Origin of the sequence: Brevibacillus sp. HD3.3A (assembly GCF_013284375.2) — a bacterium.
In the GTDB taxonomy this organism is placed as follows: Bacteria; Bacillota; Bacilli; order Brevibacillales; family Brevibacillaceae; genus Brevibacillus; species Brevibacillus parabrevis.
In genome coordinates, this window is the sequence record NZ_CP085874.1 from 973,609 (window position 1) to 991,054 (window position 17,446).

Annotated in this window: 11 protein-coding genes; 4 read left to right on the forward strand and 7 right to left on the reverse strand. The window is 47.5% G+C overall.

Features of this window, described 5'->3' with window-relative positions; translation table 11 throughout:
* Positions 1 to 59: 59 nt before the first annotated feature.
* Positions 60 to 2,009 carry an AraC family transcriptional regulator gene (locus tag HP435_RS04995; RefSeq protein WP_173597091.1) on the forward strand — a complete coding sequence of 650 codons (1,950 nt, stop codon included), beginning with the start codon at positions 60 to 62 and terminating at the stop codon, positions 2,007 to 2,009.
* Between the two features lie 167 nt (positions 2,010 to 2,176).
* Here the strand turns inward: HP435_RS04995 and HP435_RS05000 are convergent, their stop codons facing one another.
* Genes HP435_RS05000 through HP435_RS05010 form a run of 3 tightly spaced genes read right to left on the reverse strand, consistent with a single transcriptional unit; the run spans position 2,177 to position 5,653 of the window.
* The gene (locus HP435_RS05000) at positions 2,177 to 2,599 is read right to left on the reverse strand and encodes a hypothetical protein (RefSeq protein WP_173597090.1); all 423 of its coding nucleotides are present in this window, start codon (positions 2,597 to 2,599) and stop codon (positions 2,177 to 2,179) included.
* A 22-nt stretch (positions 2,600 to 2,621) separates the two neighbouring features.
* The gene (locus HP435_RS05005) at positions 2,622 to 4,949 is read right to left on the reverse strand and encodes an ABC transporter permease (protein ID WP_370641097.1); all 2,328 of its coding nucleotides are present in this window, start codon (positions 4,947 to 4,949) and stop codon (positions 2,622 to 2,624) included.
* On the reverse strand, positions 4,949 to 5,653 hold the full coding sequence (locus HP435_RS05010; RefSeq protein ID WP_122966186.1) for an ABC transporter ATP-binding protein: 705 nt from the start codon (positions 5,651 to 5,653) through the stop codon (positions 4,949 to 4,951). The genes HP435_RS05005 and HP435_RS05010 overlap by 1 nt, the downstream gene beginning before the upstream one ends.
* Positions 5,654 to 5,919: 266 nt before the next feature.
* Here HP435_RS05010 and HP435_RS05015 point away from each other — a divergent pair, with 266 nt between their 5' ends.
* Positions 5,920 to 6,492 carry an MOSC domain-containing protein gene (locus HP435_RS05015; RefSeq protein WP_122966185.1) on the forward strand — a complete coding sequence of 191 codons (573 nt, stop codon included), beginning with the start codon at positions 5,920 to 5,922 and terminating at the stop codon, positions 6,490 to 6,492.
* Positions 6,493 to 6,709: 217 nt separating this feature from the next.
* Here HP435_RS05015 and HP435_RS05020 read toward each other — a convergent pair whose 3' ends face one another.
* The 4 genes from HP435_RS05020 to rlmD form a co-directional block, all read right to left on the reverse strand.
* Positions 6,710 to 7,411, reverse strand: a complete 702-nt coding sequence (locus HP435_RS05020) for a class I SAM-dependent methyltransferase (RefSeq protein ID WP_173598647.1) — start codon at positions 7,409 to 7,411, stop codon at positions 6,710 to 6,712.
* Complete coding sequence (locus HP435_RS05025) at positions 7,412 to 9,268, reverse strand: Rieske 2Fe-2S domain-containing protein (RefSeq protein WP_173598646.1); 1,857 nt, start codon at positions 9,266 to 9,268, stop codon at positions 7,412 to 7,414.
* A 434-nt stretch (positions 9,269 to 9,702) separates the two neighbouring features.
* Complete coding sequence (locus HP435_RS05030; RefSeq protein WP_173598645.1) at positions 9,703 to 13,512, reverse strand: hypothetical protein; 3,810 nt, start codon at positions 13,510 to 13,512, stop codon at positions 9,703 to 9,705.
* Positions 13,513 to 13,695: 183 nt separating this feature from the next.
* Complete coding sequence (rlmD, locus tag HP435_RS05035; RefSeq protein WP_173598644.1) at positions 13,696 to 15,081, reverse strand: 23S rRNA (uracil(1939)-C(5))-methyltransferase RlmD; 1,386 nt, start codon at positions 15,079 to 15,081, stop codon at positions 13,696 to 13,698.
* 174 nt (positions 15,082 to 15,255) lie between these two features.
* Between rlmD and HP435_RS05040 the strand changes: the two genes are divergently transcribed.
* Entirely contained in the window at positions 15,256 to 15,597 is a 342-nt protein-coding gene (locus HP435_RS05040; protein ID WP_063228784.1) for a hypothetical protein, read from the forward strand.
* A gap of 519 nt (positions 15,598 to 16,116) precedes the next feature.
* Positions 16,117 to 17,364, forward strand: coding sequence for a threonine ammonia-lyase IlvA (gene ilvA, locus HP435_RS05045; protein ID WP_122966169.1), 1,248 nt, complete (start codon positions 16,117 to 16,119; stop codon positions 17,362 to 17,364).
* Positions 17,365 to 17,446 lie beyond the last annotated feature (82 nt).

The window sequence follows — 17,446 nt, forward strand, 5'->3', positions numbered from 1 at the left end:
TAGTAGACTAAGAAGCAAAACAGACAGAAACACGAGTGGACTTGAGGGGAGGGGCCTTGGTGGATATAGACGAGCATTTGCGGCTTTGGGATCACGCTACTGTCAAAATACTGGATGTCCGGCAGGTGATGCTGGACCCGCACGAGAAGCGATCTGCCTACAGGCTGCCCGCCAGCTTTTTTCTCCTGGTCACTCGTGGACGCGCCTATGCAGCCGTGGACGGGGTTTTGCAAATGTTTGCACCGTTCAAGGTTGTGCACGGTGGCAAAGGGACACAACTGGAGATCGTCCAGACGCTTGAGGCACTGGAATACTATCTGATTTGCTACAAGGCGACAATGCCGCTCTCCTGCAAAAGCGAGCTGCTTCAGGCATTGGAACAACATCGGCCTTTTCATGCCCCATTTGCCATGGAGCCGCGTTCACCTCTCGCGTTGCTTGATATCGTTCAAAATATGCAGGGACTTGTCGGGCAAGAGGGCCAATGGGAAAAATTGCGCATCAAGTCGTTGTTCTATCAATTTCTGTTGGAAGTATACGGACAACTGCGGGACGATCACAACCGAGTCACGACAACCGATCCCGTCACACAAGCCATGACGTATATGAAAACGCATTTTGCCCAACCGATCACAGTCGAGTTTCTGGCAGACATGTTCGGTTTGAGTCCTGGATACATGGCAAGACGCTTCAAAAGTCGTACAGGAACAAGCGTCATCGAATACGTGATTCAGATTCGCATTCAGCAAGCGAAAACATGGCTTTCGCAAACAGACGCTTCCTTGCAAGAAATTTCCTCGCGCATCGGGTACGAGGATGTGTATTATTTCAGCCGTTTGTTCAAAAAACGCACAGGACTGTCGCCAATCGAATTTAAAATGTCCCAACGTCAGCATAATCCATCTGCAAGGTCAGAATCGTCTATTGTCCCACTTTCGGCTCACTGGTATATTGATGATGTTAATAACGAGAATCATTATCATTATCTTGTGAAAAGAAAGGACCCTTCCTCCATGTACAAAATGACGAGATCTTCCTTGCCTTTATCCGGACTGTTGAGCCTGCTGCTGTTCCTGTCCGCGTGCTCGGGCGGGGCAAGCCTGAATGCCCAGCCTGTCAGCAGTCAAAACGCGAGCAGTGCAGAGGCGCAGACAAAATCGGCAGAGCAGGCGGTGGCGCAAACGAAAACGGTCAGCACGATTTTCGGAGACGTAGTGATTCCCGCCAAGGCGAACCGAATTGTCACGAACAATTTGTTGTCGTCGATTTTAGCTGTGGGAGTAACACCAGTCGGCGCACTAAAGCCTTACATTGACAACCCGTTCATCTCCCAGGATGTGGCTGGTGTCGAAAGCATCGGTGAGGAATGGACGGTATCGCTGGAAAAAGTCGTTGCTTTGTCTCCCGACCTGATTATTATTGATACGAACGACAAGAGCGAATACGAGAAGTACGCGAAAATTGCCCCTACCGTTGCCGTTCCGTTCGGGACGTTCAAAAACGATCATGAGGAAGTCCGCTATTACGGCAAGCTGTTGGGGCGTGAAGCCGAGGCGGAAGCGTGGCTGGCCGAATACGACCGCCGGGCAGAAGCAGCGAAAAAGAAAGTCGAGGGGCTGTTCCCCGCCGGAGAGACTTTTGCGCTCATGCGCTGGGAATCCGACTTCCGCATTCTCGGCAACAGATGGGGCAGGGGTGGACAGGCGATCTACGATATTTTGCAGTTGAACCCGCCACCGATCGTGAAGCAGGAGCTGTGGGGCGACACCCAGCAACTGTCCATCTCCGAGGAAGTGCTGGACAAATACGCTGGCGACCACATTTTTATCGTCAGTGGCAAAGACAACCGCCAGTTTGAATCGAACCCGATGTGGAAGCAGCTGAAAGCGGTCAAAGAAGGCAAGGTCTACTGGTTCGAATCGGAGCGCTACTCCTATTGGGACCCGATCACGACGATTGCCCAAGCCGAAGAAATCGCGGATATGCTGGTGGCGAAGTATCGGAAGTGATGGGGGATCGAGAAGCCCAAGCAGGGGATCATGCTTGGGCTTTTTTCTGTGAGAAATATCTGGTATTTTTCATGAAATTGGATGTGACGGCTTGCGGTCAACCAAAAACGGTTATGACTGTTTGGGAATAGCTTGGTTAAACTCGGACGCTCCCGGCAAAGTATCTTCTAGGACTGTTGCAGGCCAGCCAGCGAAAGATCGCCGTACATATCTACTGTCCAAATATCATTGTGATCCGCCCGCTGTTTTAAGCTGACGCTATATAACCAGCCGTCTTTCGTGATGACTAAAATATGCCGCTGATTTTCGCTTTTGCTTATAGTTTGAAATGACTCCATTTCTTTTTGAAAATACTCAGAGATAAAAGTGCGCAATACTTTTTTGTAGTCTTTGCGATCGGGATCGTTTTCAAGGCTTTTCAGCTTGGTTGTGTCAAATTCTTCGACAGAATTAAAGTCATGAATCAACTGGAACCGCTCGACCAGCTGGTCCCGATCTACAATATGAACAGGCGAGGTGGGATTCGTATTTTCTTTTGGTTCGCATCCAATCAAGAGTAACAAAATCAGACAATAACTTGCTAATTTCATCTCAACGACCCCCTTTTCTTTTTTACTCCACACTCTTCAACGACCCGATCATATCAATCCTGCCAACCTTCCGTTTCAGCAGCAAGTTAGACAAAAGCGTGAGCAAAAACGCAAGCGCAACAGAAGCGACTAGCACAAATACATTCAATTGATCAGGAATCTGTTGATGGCTGCTGGACAGTGCCTTCACGATCATCCGATAAACATAGCCGCTGAGCGGCAGAGCGACAATGACCGCAAAGGCGGTCAGGATCATGTTTTCCCAAAAGATCAGCCGGTTGATTTTATGTTTCGGATAGCCCAATACTTTCAAGGTCGCAAGCTCGCGGTTCCGTTCGTAAATGTTGATGGAGGATATGGTGTAAATGGCGCCAAAAGACAGGATGATCGCGCAAACGATAAACAGGATAAAGACAAAACTGTTTTGTTGCAAAATATATTGTGCCGATTTCTTCAGATCGTTTTTATCCGCAATCGCATCTACCCGATGATCCTGTTCAAAAAAGGTGCGAACCGTTGCCAGGTTTGTCGGGCTGGCTCCTTCCACCAAAAGCGTGCTCGGATTGTAATCTATGCCAAAGCTCTGCAAATAGGCTGGCGTGCTGTAAAACGCCGGATTCGAATACTGTGTTGATACATGTAAAACCTTCATATCTACCCACATTTTTTTCAACTCGGGTGCGGTGAATTGCACTTGGATGGTATCGCCTTCGGAAATACGGTATTTGTCCGCGTACGATTTGGGTACGAGAACGCCGTGATCTTCCAGAGAAATTTTATTCCCTTTTTCGTCGAAGAAATGAAGCAGGCTGTTACTCTTTTCCGTAACAACGAAAGTGGCATTTTCTGTTTCAGTGCCTTTTCTAAACGCAACAGGAAAAGTTGCCAAAAAATAGCCGTTTTTGCTGCCAGGAGGCAACTTTAGCTGATCAAGGGATGTGCCTTTTGCAAAATCTACGCGCAAGTCGTACGTGTAAACCTCTTCGATTTGGCTCGCTACTTGCAGCAAAGCTGTCTGCGTGCCGAAAGCAGCGATCAGTAACACCGTGCTGATCACAACGCCAATCGAGCTTGCCAAAGCCTTTTGCTTGTTTAAAAATATATTTCGCAAAATGAGCTTGTAGCTGTAGGACAGCCGATTCCAAACACCCGGGAACCTTTCTATCCACAGTTGTTGCATCGTTTTGGGCGGTTTGGGACGCATGGCTTCGGCTACACGTTCTTTTAAAATGCTTCTGCCACTCAAATAACAGGACAACATGCCAAAAACACTGGAAAAGAGGAGGGGCGGGAGGACAGAAAAAACAGACATGGAGTAGGTGATACCAGGCAGAGAGTAGGCTCGCGCGCTCGAAGCAGTTACTAAGGGAACGAAAACAATAGCGGCAACGACGCAACCGATGATGGAACCTGCGATAGCGACCAGGACGGGATACCCCATGTAATGAAGCATGATCGTTCTTGTCGGGACACCCAAGGCTTTCATAATGCCAACTTGATTTCTTTGCGAATCAACCAGTCTCGACATGGTCAGAAAAAGAATAATAGCTTCAATCAAAAACAGTACAAAAGGGATAACTTTGCTCATCAAGTTGTTGTTGTGAATCGTCTGATTAATTTTTGAGTAGCTGAAAGTCCGCTCTTTACTGATTTGATCCACATAAGCAAGGGGATTGGACTGCGCTTCAATAGACTTGCCCAAGCTGTCGATATCGTAGCCATCCTGCGCATCGATTATCACCTCATTGTAAGAAAAGCCGCCTGCGATTTCGGGTATCGTCGCTTCGGCAATATAGCCGATTCCGTACGCTTGGTGATCTTGAATGTCGTTCTTTTTCGCATGCTCGACGTTCTCGCCCAAGCCGCTGATGGTAAAGCTCACACTTTTTTCGTTCGCACGTAGATGGATTTGCTCACCGATCTGCAGCTGATTTTCTTTGGCGTAATGGGAGTCTAGCATGATTTCATTCTTTTTGTCCGGGATATGCCCTGCAATCAAAGTGGGCGTGTTTATTTCATTTCGCACAGGGATGGAGTGAATTTTTAGCGAGGTGTTATGACCTGCAATCACTTGTGTGGCGTCAAAGGTGTAGCGTCCTTCGATTTTCTTGATTCCGGCAATGCTGCTTAAATCGGCCAACTCGTCTTTGGAGATTTGTTTGTACGACACATATAAATCGCTTACATGATGTTCTTTGAAATAGCTGTTCACAAAAGCGCTCAGATTATCGCTGTACGTGGTCAGCCCCGCATAGAAAAAAGCTCCAACCGCTACGACCAAGATCAAGGCGATAAATTGACCGATGGATTGCCTGATATCCCTTGTTAGCTTCCAAAATAATTTCATCATCACCACTCGATCCCTTCAACGCTTTGTTTGCGATGATTAACGGTCACGCTCTCGATCATTCCGCTTTTTACCTTGATGATTTTATCGGCCATCGGCGCGATTGCAGAATTATGCGTGACCAGCACGACGCACTTTTTGGTTTCCTGGTTCAAATTTTGCAGGAGTTTCAGGACGGATTTGCCCGTTTCATAGTCCAAAGCTCCAGTCGGTTCATCGCAGAGCAGCAGCAGCGGGTTTTTCGCAACAGCCCTAGCAATGGCAACTCTTTGCTGTTCGCCGCCAGAGAGCTGCGAAGGGAAGTTTTTGAGCCGATGGCCTAATCCGACCAGCTGCAAAATGTCTTTGGCCTTCAGATGGTTTTTGCATACTTCCGTGGCAAATTCAACGTTTTCCAACGCAGTTAAGTTGGGGATCAGGTTGTAAAATTGAAACACAAAGCCAACTTTTTCAGCCCGGTACTGCGTTAGTTTTGTCTCGTCGAATCTCGTAATTTCTTGGTTGCCGACAAACACCTGGCCAGAAGTAGCGGTATCCATGCCGCCAAGTATGTTCAAAATCGTGCTTTTTCCCGCGCCACTTGCCCCTAGAACCACGACAAATTCGCCTTCCGCGATGGAAAAATCAACCCCGTTTAGCGCCTTGATCGGGACTTCGCCGATTTTGTATTCTTTTGTGACGGCTTTGAATTGGATTAGCTGTTTCATTGAGTGCCCTCCATGAATAATGCATATGAATCCATAATATACCAATTTGTTGGAGGGACATCCTGCACCCGATGTAATTTTGTATCAGTCTTAGGGAGGAGTATCGTTTCACGATTATGCTTTTTCTTCCTAAAAAAGGAGCCATTCATGATACACTGTGAGGAATGGGGCGAAACAGGGGTTAGCCAGAAGACTGTGGGGGAAATATTCAAACATTTGCGGCAAGCATTCGGAGCATAATCGCCGATCACTGAGAGGAGAATTGTATGAAAACATACGCAGCATCAGTTGAAGCTATACTTATCGCTGACAATCCCGAGACTTTCGTCACACGCCGTATCCCCGAGACAAAGCTGGAGTTCGGAGGCATACCGGGTGACCGACATTTTGGCGTGACTTTCGGAGCAGACTCCCGTCAGACGATGTATCCGCGTGGAACCGAAATCTTGAACCGTCGCCAAATCACGGTGGTGTCCCAAGAGGATTGCGCCATCATCGCCGAAAACTTGAAAGTTCCGTTTGTTTTGCCCGAGTGGCTGGGGGCTAATCTTTTGATAAGCGGATTTCCTGATTTGACAAGCCTGACGATGGGCTCGCGAATCCTGCTGCCGAGTGGAGCGGGTCTTATTTGTATGGGAGAAAATCTTCCCTGTGTCCATCCCGGAGAAGAAATTCAAAAAAATTACGATGCAGAGGCACACCCAAAATTGGCCGGACGCTTTGTAAAAGCGGCATTCAAGCGCAGAGGGATTGTTTGTGCCGTCGAATGTCCCGGCACGATCAAGCTGGGGGACCAGGCTCAAATTCTCGTGAATAACCTTGCCAATCCGATGCAATAGGTTGTGGTCAACGCCTGTTTTCTTCCTAGATCGATCTTAATACATTAGCAAATGAATAAGGCCAAATTCCCGGTTCATCAAGGGAATTTGGCCTTATCTTTTTCAACTCTTTCAATGTCAGCAGCGTCACTGCCTCCACATGCGCCATTTCTGAACAATTTACTTTTATTTGTCTGTAATCAATATTCTCTATTGTGCGCCGTTAGATACTGCATCACTACTTATCCTTTTTTCTTAGCACAAGATGGTATCTTGAATGGAATGATCCGGACAAAATATTTTCTCGTCGGATAAGATTTAATTCTAAAACATCAAAATCATCCTGGACAAGCTCTTGAATCTTAGAGTAATTATAATACATTTGAATCGTTCCTTTTTCGTGCTGCGCTTCAACCACTTCTTCGCCCCAGAATTCTCGGGCATGATTAGAATCGTCTCCTGAAATAAGGTCACAATAAAATAGGCCACTTTTCTTAAGGATTCTTGCGGTTTCCTTAAACGCATTCTTGGCAATGATAAAATAAGTACTATCAAATACCCCATGACTAACCGCATAGTCGAAAGTCTCGTCCCCCCATGGCATATTCTGTATATCACCTTGTATAATTCTATTTTCTACTTCAGGTATATTTACGTTTGAGCCCCATTCTCTTGCAACTTTGATTGCCTCGTTTGACAAGTCTATTCCATACGAATCAAAACCTATTGTATGAAAATAAAAAACATGTCTTCCGATGCCGCATCCCACATCTAATACACTTGGTTTTCCGCTAAGAGGACGTACAAACCTAAATTCATTTAACCCGACTTGTTTGAGTATATATTTAGATGTAAACCGAATTACCTCTTCGTGAGGATAAAATACAAAATTATCACGATTTAAGTAAGAGCTATCCCACTCTCTCATTTTGTTATCCATTTACTTTTCCTCCGGTAAGAAAGCCTTTTTCAATTCAAGAAGCATCTTATCTATATCAGCATCATTCAGCCCGTGATTTCTTGCTCCTATTGAAATAGACTCGCTAGTAGAATGATGGCACCCTAAACAATATAAGCCATATCGCCGAAGGATTCTATCCGCATCATCCCCGTAAAACTCCAATACATCTGCGATCACCGTATCCCCTGTAATCGTTCGGGGATGAAAGCTCTTCCATATTTGCGGGCTTTTGCGAAGATAGGGGGTTTGCAACAAACGCCAAAAACCAGCGTGGTAAATGTCTGGATTTCGACTAAATTTGCACCAATACCCAATATGAGCCTCATCCCATGATAAATTCTCAGCGATAATTTTCTTCAATATGTTTGCTGGAAGTTCAATCGTTAAGTTTACATATTGTCTCTCTGATCTTAGAATTTTTAAAATTCCTTTTTCGATTTCTAAATAAACTTCAAAACAGTGTTGATTAGATTCAATATTCGTTACTTTAACGCATATTCTTAGGTCCTCACAGTAAGCAATCTCACTCGTTTTATTTAAAAGCATAAAATAGTCTTCTACTTCTGTCGTTGAAATAGAATAATCATTCGGATGATGTTCTAAAAAGTGGTCATCACGATATGTTTTATCTAAATAAGCCAAAACTTCTGCCTGATCATATAATTTAGAACGGTCTCGTTTAGCATAAGTCACATTATTTTCCTTTACATTCCAATAATCACCAGGCAATAAATCTATGACATTGATTGCAGTATCTTTAAAAGCTTCAACAACATCCATCACAGTATTTTTTCTCAACTTTTTTACATAATTTCGATGAGTTGGATGCCACAGATTAAAATGTGATGCAAAAGGGATGAGTGATTTGGCTCCGTAAAGATCGACAGCTTGTGTAAGCATTTTTAACAAGCCAAGCCTTGAGTTCTCTAATATTTGGTCTTTCTTTGCCTCATCCAAATGTGTCCATGTCAAAGGATATCCCGATGCTCCTGGCGAAAATCCGGAAGCTACAACGTCAACCGGTCCAATATATTGGGCAATCCTCGGATTCAGTCCAGCATCATTAAGGTTCAGAACCCTGAATCCATCGATCTCAATTAGCAGGATCGCATCGTTCCATAGACTGGAAGGTTCGAAGCACGTAATTTTGTAATGAGTGCCTATCTGATAGGTCCTCCCAAACTGCATCGGATAGATGTTTAGGAAACCTAATTGTGTTAGCTTCTCTTCTAGTCTTTTATTTGGAAAATCCGGGAAATATATTGGTGTTTTTCTATTGAAATATTTTAGAGTTGGTTCATGAAAGTGATCGGAGTGCTCGTGTGAAATCCATATTGCAGATGGCGTTAATGCATTTGCGTCTACAATCGGACTAGGATATTGAAGCCATGCTCCTAAAAAAGCAGGTCCTACTAGCCAAGGGTCGGTAAGCAACGAGAAATCATTATACGTGAACTCCAGACAGGCATGAGAATGAAGCCTTACGATTAAGTCATGTTCTAATGAAGTGTTTTGTTTTGGTCTATTGGTGATTATGGGCTGTGGAATTTCAGCGAAAAGCACGCCATTTTCAACGAAGACATTATAATGACCTAACTTTTGACTAGGTACATTAATGGACTCACCGGAGTAATCAAATTTCCAACCATGTATCGGACAATTGAAGCACGAGTCTTGGTGCACGACTTTCCCACCTGCATGAGGGCATGTGGTAGACAATAATTTGTAGCCCGTTACATCCTTTGTCAAGAAATATTGAGAGCCCTCTAATTCTATTTCTAATGGGAATTCATTAAAATTATTTTCAGATCCAATCTGTATCTTTTTCAATAGCATTATAATGTCCTTTCAGTTTTCTAGTTAATAATAGTCGTTCATACTTTTTATCGGACTAATTGCCTTTAATAATTATATAAATATTTATGGAGTGCTAATCTATTTCAACTAAACGAATTAGTGAGGGAAGCTTTAAAGGCGAACTTAAAGCTTGTCCAACTAACGAAGACTTTCCAGACGATGATTAAGATTTACTGAATAGAAGCGGAATGTGGTCATTTACTGTTTGGTTCCTATAGAACCTTACAGAAAAACAAGGCTAAATATCAAATGTTTTGGCCTTGTTATGTAGTTTATTTCAATGTAAGCAACGTCACACTCTCCACATGTGTCGGGTGAGTAGCGTAACATCGGAAGCTTTTTCAACTGGCTGACGTTGATCATGTTGGTCGCCGTTAATACCAACCGTCCAAACCATTCTTTTTGATGTTGTCTCACTCACGCGCCTTCCTGGCAATCTCTTTCAGCATCGCTGCCTTAATATCAACATACAGATGCACGACCTTTGCCCGCATGCCCTCCATGTCGGTATTATGAATCGAACAAAAGGCCCTCACACCTTGGAAACTAACCCGCGGATAAAACTCCACCGCATCTCCAGATTCCATAACGGAAAATGGACCATCGGACCGGGAACGGATAATTTCCCGGTAACGTGTCCAGGTCCGATCCGGATTATCGCTAAATCCCCAAACAAGGACCAAATAGGAGTAGTTCCGGGTGATATCGTAACCGAAAATTTTCAGGGAATGTTCCTCGATGCTATTCTTATCGGCAGTTGATAAATTCAATGCCTCGATTAGCATCAACTCCTTGCGACTTCCGTTCTGAATGACGATATCTCGTTCCCCTATCCCGCCTCGGTCGCTCATCGGCTTTCCGGTATAGCCGCCTCGGGATTGAGAAAACGCCGTCCAGTTCAAGCCCATCATCCTCTGATTGAACAGCAACACGAACAAATCCGTGTAGCGGTCTTCCTCGGCCTGCTTTTCCGCGGAAGGAGTAATGCTGGGAGAATACTTCTGTACTTCACGGCAGACGTCCAGCACGTTTTCCAGAATGAATTCTTCCAGACGGACGCCGGTCCCAAGTTTCATGGCGTTGACTTGATCTTCTGGCGACAAGTGACCCAGATTTCGAAACGCTTGTCCGATGGAATGCCATTGATTAAGGTCCAACATAGGTTCCACTTTAGGAGTGGCTGCCGTCTCAATAATTTCTTGCGACTTAATATCCTCTTTTAGCTGATCATATTGCTCGAAATGCCCATGCCGATCCCTCAAATCCTCCAAAACCTGGGCGGCATACTCCCACCTTTTCTCTTCCATATACATCAGTACGGCATATATTCCGATGGGGAGAGAATATTTGTCTTGCTCTGCAAGCGGGTAATATATCTGCCAGAAGCGCCTGGAATCTCGAACGGCCCGGTAGAACATCAATCGGGTGGTCTGCACGTAGGAAAAGTAGGACTCAGCAATCTTTTCCGGCAAACCCTGAAAATCCGCTAAAACCTTATCCGCTTCTTCAATCCTGCTGGGGTAAGATTCAGTGTCATTTTCATATGCGTGAATGGTCGCCAAAACGCAGGCATAATACAAATTAACCATATAGGAGACATTCAATGGATACTTCTTCAGTAACCCGCGAAGAATCCCGATTGCGGTGTCTATGGTCGGGGGATCCGAATCCAAAAGTGATAATGCATGGTAATAGCGTATGAGGTCACGTCTTGCCTCGGAATCTTCGCCGCTTGGATCGTAAGACCGGATCTTCTCGTACTCTCTCTTAATCAGATATACCCGGAGCTGCTCCCGAAGCACCCAGTCATCTTCCGGCCTTCGCCCTCTCCGCTCCATGAAGTTATACATTCGATCGAGATGTTTCTGCGCGATCTCGGCCAATTCCGGGTTTCTCGTATTAAGAAGTTCAATGACCTTCACCTGGATTTGGTTGATCCATGGGTAGTCTTCCGCCCCGGTCTCATCCTTCAACTCGCGGATTGCTTCCATAACAAGGCGCTTGTCCCGATCTCTCCCTAAATGGTTATATAGCTTGGCCAACAATCCCATATTACTCCCGGCTTCGATCAGTTCGCTCAACGTCGATTCCCGCAACTTGTCCGGCAGAGAATTCAGGGCTTCTCCCACCGAACTCACGACGTCCGCAGGCTGACTGAAAAAGACCACGTTATCACCGAGAGAGCGGCTGAAGGGATTGAATACAACACCATGATGCCGCTTTATCCCTTCCACAAGCATTTTGGCAAAAGCGTTATGAACTTCTTGGGCGCGTCTTTCGTCCAACGCTTCGTTCGCCGTTCGCATCCATTGGGTCAAGCGGTCCAGATGGACGGAGATCGCAGTGCTTACGGATCGGTTCCATTTGTATTTATCTTCATCGGTTTGAGGTTGCTGAGCTGCAAGTAACTCCACAGAGAACGGCTGCAACAATTCAACGAAATGTTCCGAATTGCCGTTATCAGCCTGAACTGCGGCCCATCGCAAAACGGACAGCCATCCTTCATCCCTCATTATGCCATCGATTTTTGTGATCCAAGCCCATTCGTCACGGCATGTTAGGTAGGCTTCGTTATAATAGCGGATCAGTCGGCTCATGATTTCATCCACGTTCTCAACTGGAGCACCCAACATGCTCAATTGACCCAGCCATAGCAATTGGGGTATGGAAGGATGGGCCAAAGGAACATCAGTTTTTTCCGTCTTGACGAGCAGGATATCCGTCCAATGCGTGAGAATGGCCGCATCCCAGGACCAAGGGTCCCGATTCACGAATTGCCGTTGCAGCCTATCTTTCAAAACTTCGCGTTTCGACTCGAGCTTGCGCTTTACTTCCGGTGCCCGATGGTGCAAAACAGGGCTTTGCCTCCGTATCTCGCTTTCAAACCAGGTCAACACTTGTTCGAGGATTCGAGCCGCTTGATCAGGCTGCTGATACAGCATGCGGATGGAGTGGAAGAAATAAGGCAGTGCGTCGGACCAGATACGCAGCTCTGCAAGCCGGGTTTCATTTTCCGTCCCCCTGGAATACCCATGTCTTGGGTCGTGCGGTTCCCACTTAGCTAAGAGCACCATTCCGATTGACGCCAAATCCGGGTCGGTGAGGATTGCGGGAATCGCCACAGGAGGAATATGACTCAGCTGGTAATAAAAAAAAGGGCGGTTTTCTATGTGGGTGAGCAACCCGCGCATTTTGGGACGATCCGAGCCGAAGCCCCCGATCGACTCCCCGTCCACGATCCAATGGAACAGCATGCTCAGAGGTTGGCGGGGATCGTGCATGGTAATAGCCGCCTCGTCCGAACTTTTGTGCCAGAAGAGTTTATCGATTTCACCCTCTGGAAGGGAGAGATGGCCAACATATTCGTGCCAGCGAGGATCGGAATAATCGTCTAACCTCTCGCTCACCCATTTGTTTCGTTCGTTCTCCCACCCGATCAAATCATCTTCTTGCAGAAGTCGATTGACGGACGCGTCCAGCAACTCTTCTCGGCTTTGCTGGGAGAGGTTCTTCAGCAAAGCCCCGGAAAAATCAATCGATTCGACATAACGGATCCACCAATTCAGTCTCTCATCGCAGTCTGCGGGACCCGCTACCTTTTCTTCCCACATACGGGATAAGAGAAACACGCCGAAATAGTGAATTAGGCCCGACCTGCCGTTCAGCGCGTAACTCCCTTGATGAGGGATCAGAATCTCTTGCTCCTCAAACCATGTGAGATCCGGCGTCTGCCTATAATAGGAACGGTGTGCTTTCAAACTTGATTCCGGATCTAGTAGAATCAATGTGCATTCATCGGAATACCGTACTTTAGAAAGCTGCTTAAGAAAATCCGCCAAATGTGAATAATTGCCACCGGAATGTCCCCGGGTGAAAATGATACTACGCGGCACACTAAAGGAGTCCCAGACAACTCGTACCGCTCCATGAGTAAGAAGCGAATCCAATTGCAAATCCGCTGCCGGGTGTCGTCGATTATAATCTTCAAGCAGGCGTTCTAGTTCAAGGCGATGGCGCGGGTCGTCCGAAACGACGGAATGCTGGAGCCATCGAAGCAGAAGTAAATCGATTGCCCAATTTCTTTTCATCTCGTCGAATTCCGGTTCTGGCCATTGCCCGCGGCTCAAGTCTTCCCTGCTGTAATGCTCGATCTCTTTCTCCAACCAGCGGATCGCCTCGGGTCTCGAATACTGAAGCATCGATTCGATGCTACTCTCTTTCATCTCATTTCCCTCCGTCAGCCGTGGCTCATGGAAATAATGAATACCGCTTGAATTTTATTCTTGCAAAGAAACTTAACTTATAATATAAAGTAACCTCGTTAAAAGAATACAGAGAGAAAGAACAAGAATGATTTGTCAACATTCAGAAACGTGCTCTGTTTTTAGGTAAATGTGGCTTTCGAATCAATGCTTTTTCACGAGCGACACACAGCACTCCACATGCGCCGTATGCGGAAACATATCCACCGGCTGCACGCTTTTCAACTCATACCGCTGCATCAGCTTCGCAATGTCCTTCGCCAGCGTCGATGGGTTGCAGGACACGTACACGATCTTCTTCGGCCGCACGTCCAGCAAAGAGCGGATCAGCGCGTCATCCAGCCCGGTACGGGGCGGGTCGACTACGACGACGTCCGGGCGCGTGCCTTGCTTGGCCCATTTCGGCATGAGCACCTCGGCGCGGCCTACGTGGAAGCTTGCGTTTGTGGCCTGGTTGCGCACGGCGTTGCGGTTGGCGTCTTCTACGGCTTCCGGGATCAGCTCGATGCCGCGCACCTCGCGCGCGTGCGGGGCGAGCCAGAGGCCGATCGTTCCGGTGCCGCAGTACAGATCGAGCACCAGTTCCTTGCCCGTCAAGGCAGCCGCCTTTTTGACCTGATCGTACAGCTTTTGCGTCTGCTCCGGATTCAGTTGGAAAAAGGCGCGGGCGGACAAATCAAACGACAGTTCCCCGAGCTTTTCCGCGATAGAAGGTCTGCCCCACAGGGAGAGCGTCTGGTCGCCGAAGACAAGCGATGTTTTTTGCGCGTTCACGTTTTGCGCGATGCTGACCAGCTCGGGCAGGCGGGTGCGCAGCTCCAGGAGCAGCTCTTTGACGCGGGGAATTTCTTTTGTGGCCGTTACGAGCGTCAACTGCGTCTCGCCTGTGGCAAAAGCGACCCTCGCCACGAGCGTGCGGATGACGCCTGTCCGCTTTCTTTCGTCGTACACAGGGATGCCCAGCTCTTCGATGATTTTTTTAGCGACTTGCACGATCTTCGTCGTCGCCTCATGTTGCACCTGACAGCCTTCCAGATCGACGAGCTTGTGGCTGCCTGTCTGGTACAGTCCGGCGATGAGCTTCCCGTTTTGCTTGCCGACCTGGAATTGTGCCTTGTTGCGGTACGACCACGGATTGTCCATCCCGATAGTCGGGGCGACAGGCGGCTCAGGCAGGCGGGCGTACTTGCGCAGCGACTCGATGACGATTTCCTGCTTGCTTGCAAGCTGTGCCGCGTAGTCCAGATGCTGCAAGCTGCATCCGCCGCATTCCTTGTACACCGGACAGGGAGGAGTGGCGCGATCTTTTGATTTTTCCACCACGCGAAGCAGCCGGGCTGTCGCGAATTTTTCCCGCGCTTCCGTCACTTCTGCGTGCACGACCTCTCCTGGGAGCGCTCCTTCTACGAATACGATCTTTCGTTTGAAATAACCGATTCCTTCGCCGTTGATCCCCAGGCTTTTTATGGTGAGCGTCATTTGCTGACCGACGCGTATGCTTGTTTCTTGTTCCTTTTTCGATGTAGTCATTTTGTTCTCCTCAGAGCATTTCAGTATCTCCTCATTATAGTCCATTCCCGGACTTGTTGCATGGGGAGGGCGCAGATCGGATCTGCCGATATGTTCACAAATAATGGCAACTTCCTGTGCAGGCTTGTTTTTGTTATAATGGGGCGGAGAATACTGAGGGAGTTGTGACGCTAGATGCAAGAGCTATTCGACAAAATGAAAGAGTATCTCAACATGGATACCGAGATTTCCTTTGATGAGTTTGACGGGTACTACAAACAAGTAGTCGCGTTTTTGAACGACAACTGGAAAGAGTTGAACGAGGAAGATAGCATGCGCATGCTGTTTATCTTGGACAATCTCAAATCGAACGGTGAAGATCGCTCCAAGCGCAAAGTGAAGGAAGCGAAAAAATACGCAAAAATGGCGCAACGCACAGAAATCTGGGCAAATGCACTGATTGGACGCCTGCGTGAAGCTGGCTTGACTGATGAAGAAATCGGCAAGCGCTACGAAGCGATTTACGAAGCGGTATAAATTTGCGACGCACCAAAAAGAAGGAGAGAGCCACTCGCAAGCGGGCTTTCTCCTTCTTTTTGCATGCAACCAGACTGAATGGAATATCGGTTTTGTTTGACAAGAAAACAGACTCGCATTATAATTTGTAACTAATAATTTGAATAGTTTGTTATCAGTTGCGTAGAAAAGGAAGAGTAGGAGCAGAGAGCAGCGTGCAGAGAGCCGTTCCCCGTGCTGAAAGAACGGACGCCCAGCCTGTTTTGAAAATCACCTTGGAGCAGTGCCCTAGAACGCAGTCGCAAAAAGCTGCAAGTAGAGGACAACGGATTCGTCTCCGTTACCCGGACGGGGGTTCCCATCGTGGAACTTCTATTAAGTCTGTTTTTCGTGAGGAAGACAGAGAAGCTGAGTGGTACCGCGATGCCTTCGCCTCAGCCAGCCGTGCGCATTTAAGCGACGCTGGCGAGGTGAAGGCTTTTCTTTTGACTGGGCAAGTGAAAAAAGAGACAACCAACGTTTGGGAGGAGCAAGAGAGATATGTCTATAGTGAGAGTGGAAGAGATTGTGGTTGCCAACCACGGGTTAAAAGATGTTGTCGAGAAGACGCCGCTGCAAAAAAATAATGTCCTGTCTGAGCGCTATGGCTGCAACGTGTATTTGAAGCGGGAGGATTTGCAGGTCGTCCGTTCTTTTAAAATTCGCGGAGCCTATCATTTTATGCGGAGCTTGTCTTTGCAGGAGCGGGAGCGCGGCGTTGTATGCGCGAGTGCGGGCAACCACGCGCAAGGGGTAGCCTACTCTTGCCAGCATCTGCAAATCCTCGGCACGATTTTTATGCCGACGACAACGCCGCGGCAAAAAGTGTCCCAGGTCAAACGGTTCGGCGGCTCCTACGTGGAGGTTGTGCTGATCGGGGATACATTTGACGACTCGTTCGCAGAAGCGATGAAATATTGCATTCAGGAAGACCGGACGTTTGTCCATCCGTTTGACGATCCGCTGGTAGTGGCTGGACAAGGAACAGTGGGGCTGGAGATCATGAACGATTTGGAAGAGCCTGCGGATTTTGTGTTCATGAGCATCGGTGGCGGTGGTCTGGCTGCCGGGGTAGGCACATATGTAAAAGGAATCAGCCCGAATACGCAAATCATCGGAGTGGAGCCTGCGGGAGCGGCGTCGATGAAAGCGGCGTTGGAGCGAGATGACGTCGTGACGCTCGATGAAATCGACAAGTTCGTGGATGGAGCCGCAGTCAAGCAGGTGGGACAACTGACTATGAGCATTTGCCGCGATGTGTTGAATGATGTTGTGCTGGTGCCGGAGGGCAAAGTATGCACGACGATTTTGGAGTTGTATAACAGCAGTGCGATCGTGGTAGAGCCTGCCGGTGCCTTGTCGATTGCCGCCCTTGATTACTACCGGGACCAAATCAGGGGGAAAAATGTGGTCTGTATCATTAGCGGAGGAAACAACGACATCGACCGGATGCAGGAGATCAAAGAGCGTTCTTTGCTGCATGAGGGGCTGAAGCATTATTTCGTCATTAATTTCCCGCAGCGCGCCGGAGCTTTGCGCGAGTTTATGGAAAAGGTGCTCGGCCCGCACGATGACATCACGCGCTTTGAGTACACGAAGAAGAACAACAAGGATAACGGCCCGGCGCTCGTCGGGATTGAAATGAAGTGCCAGGAGGACTACCAGCCTCTGATCAGCCGGATGAAACAACACGGCATCCGCTATGTGGAGATTACCAACGATCCGTATTTGTTCAACCTGTTGATCTAAGGCGATTGTGTTACAACAGAAGCTGAATTTGCAAAAATGTATGAATACAGCGAAAAATGAAGCAAGCGGGAGCATTTGCGCG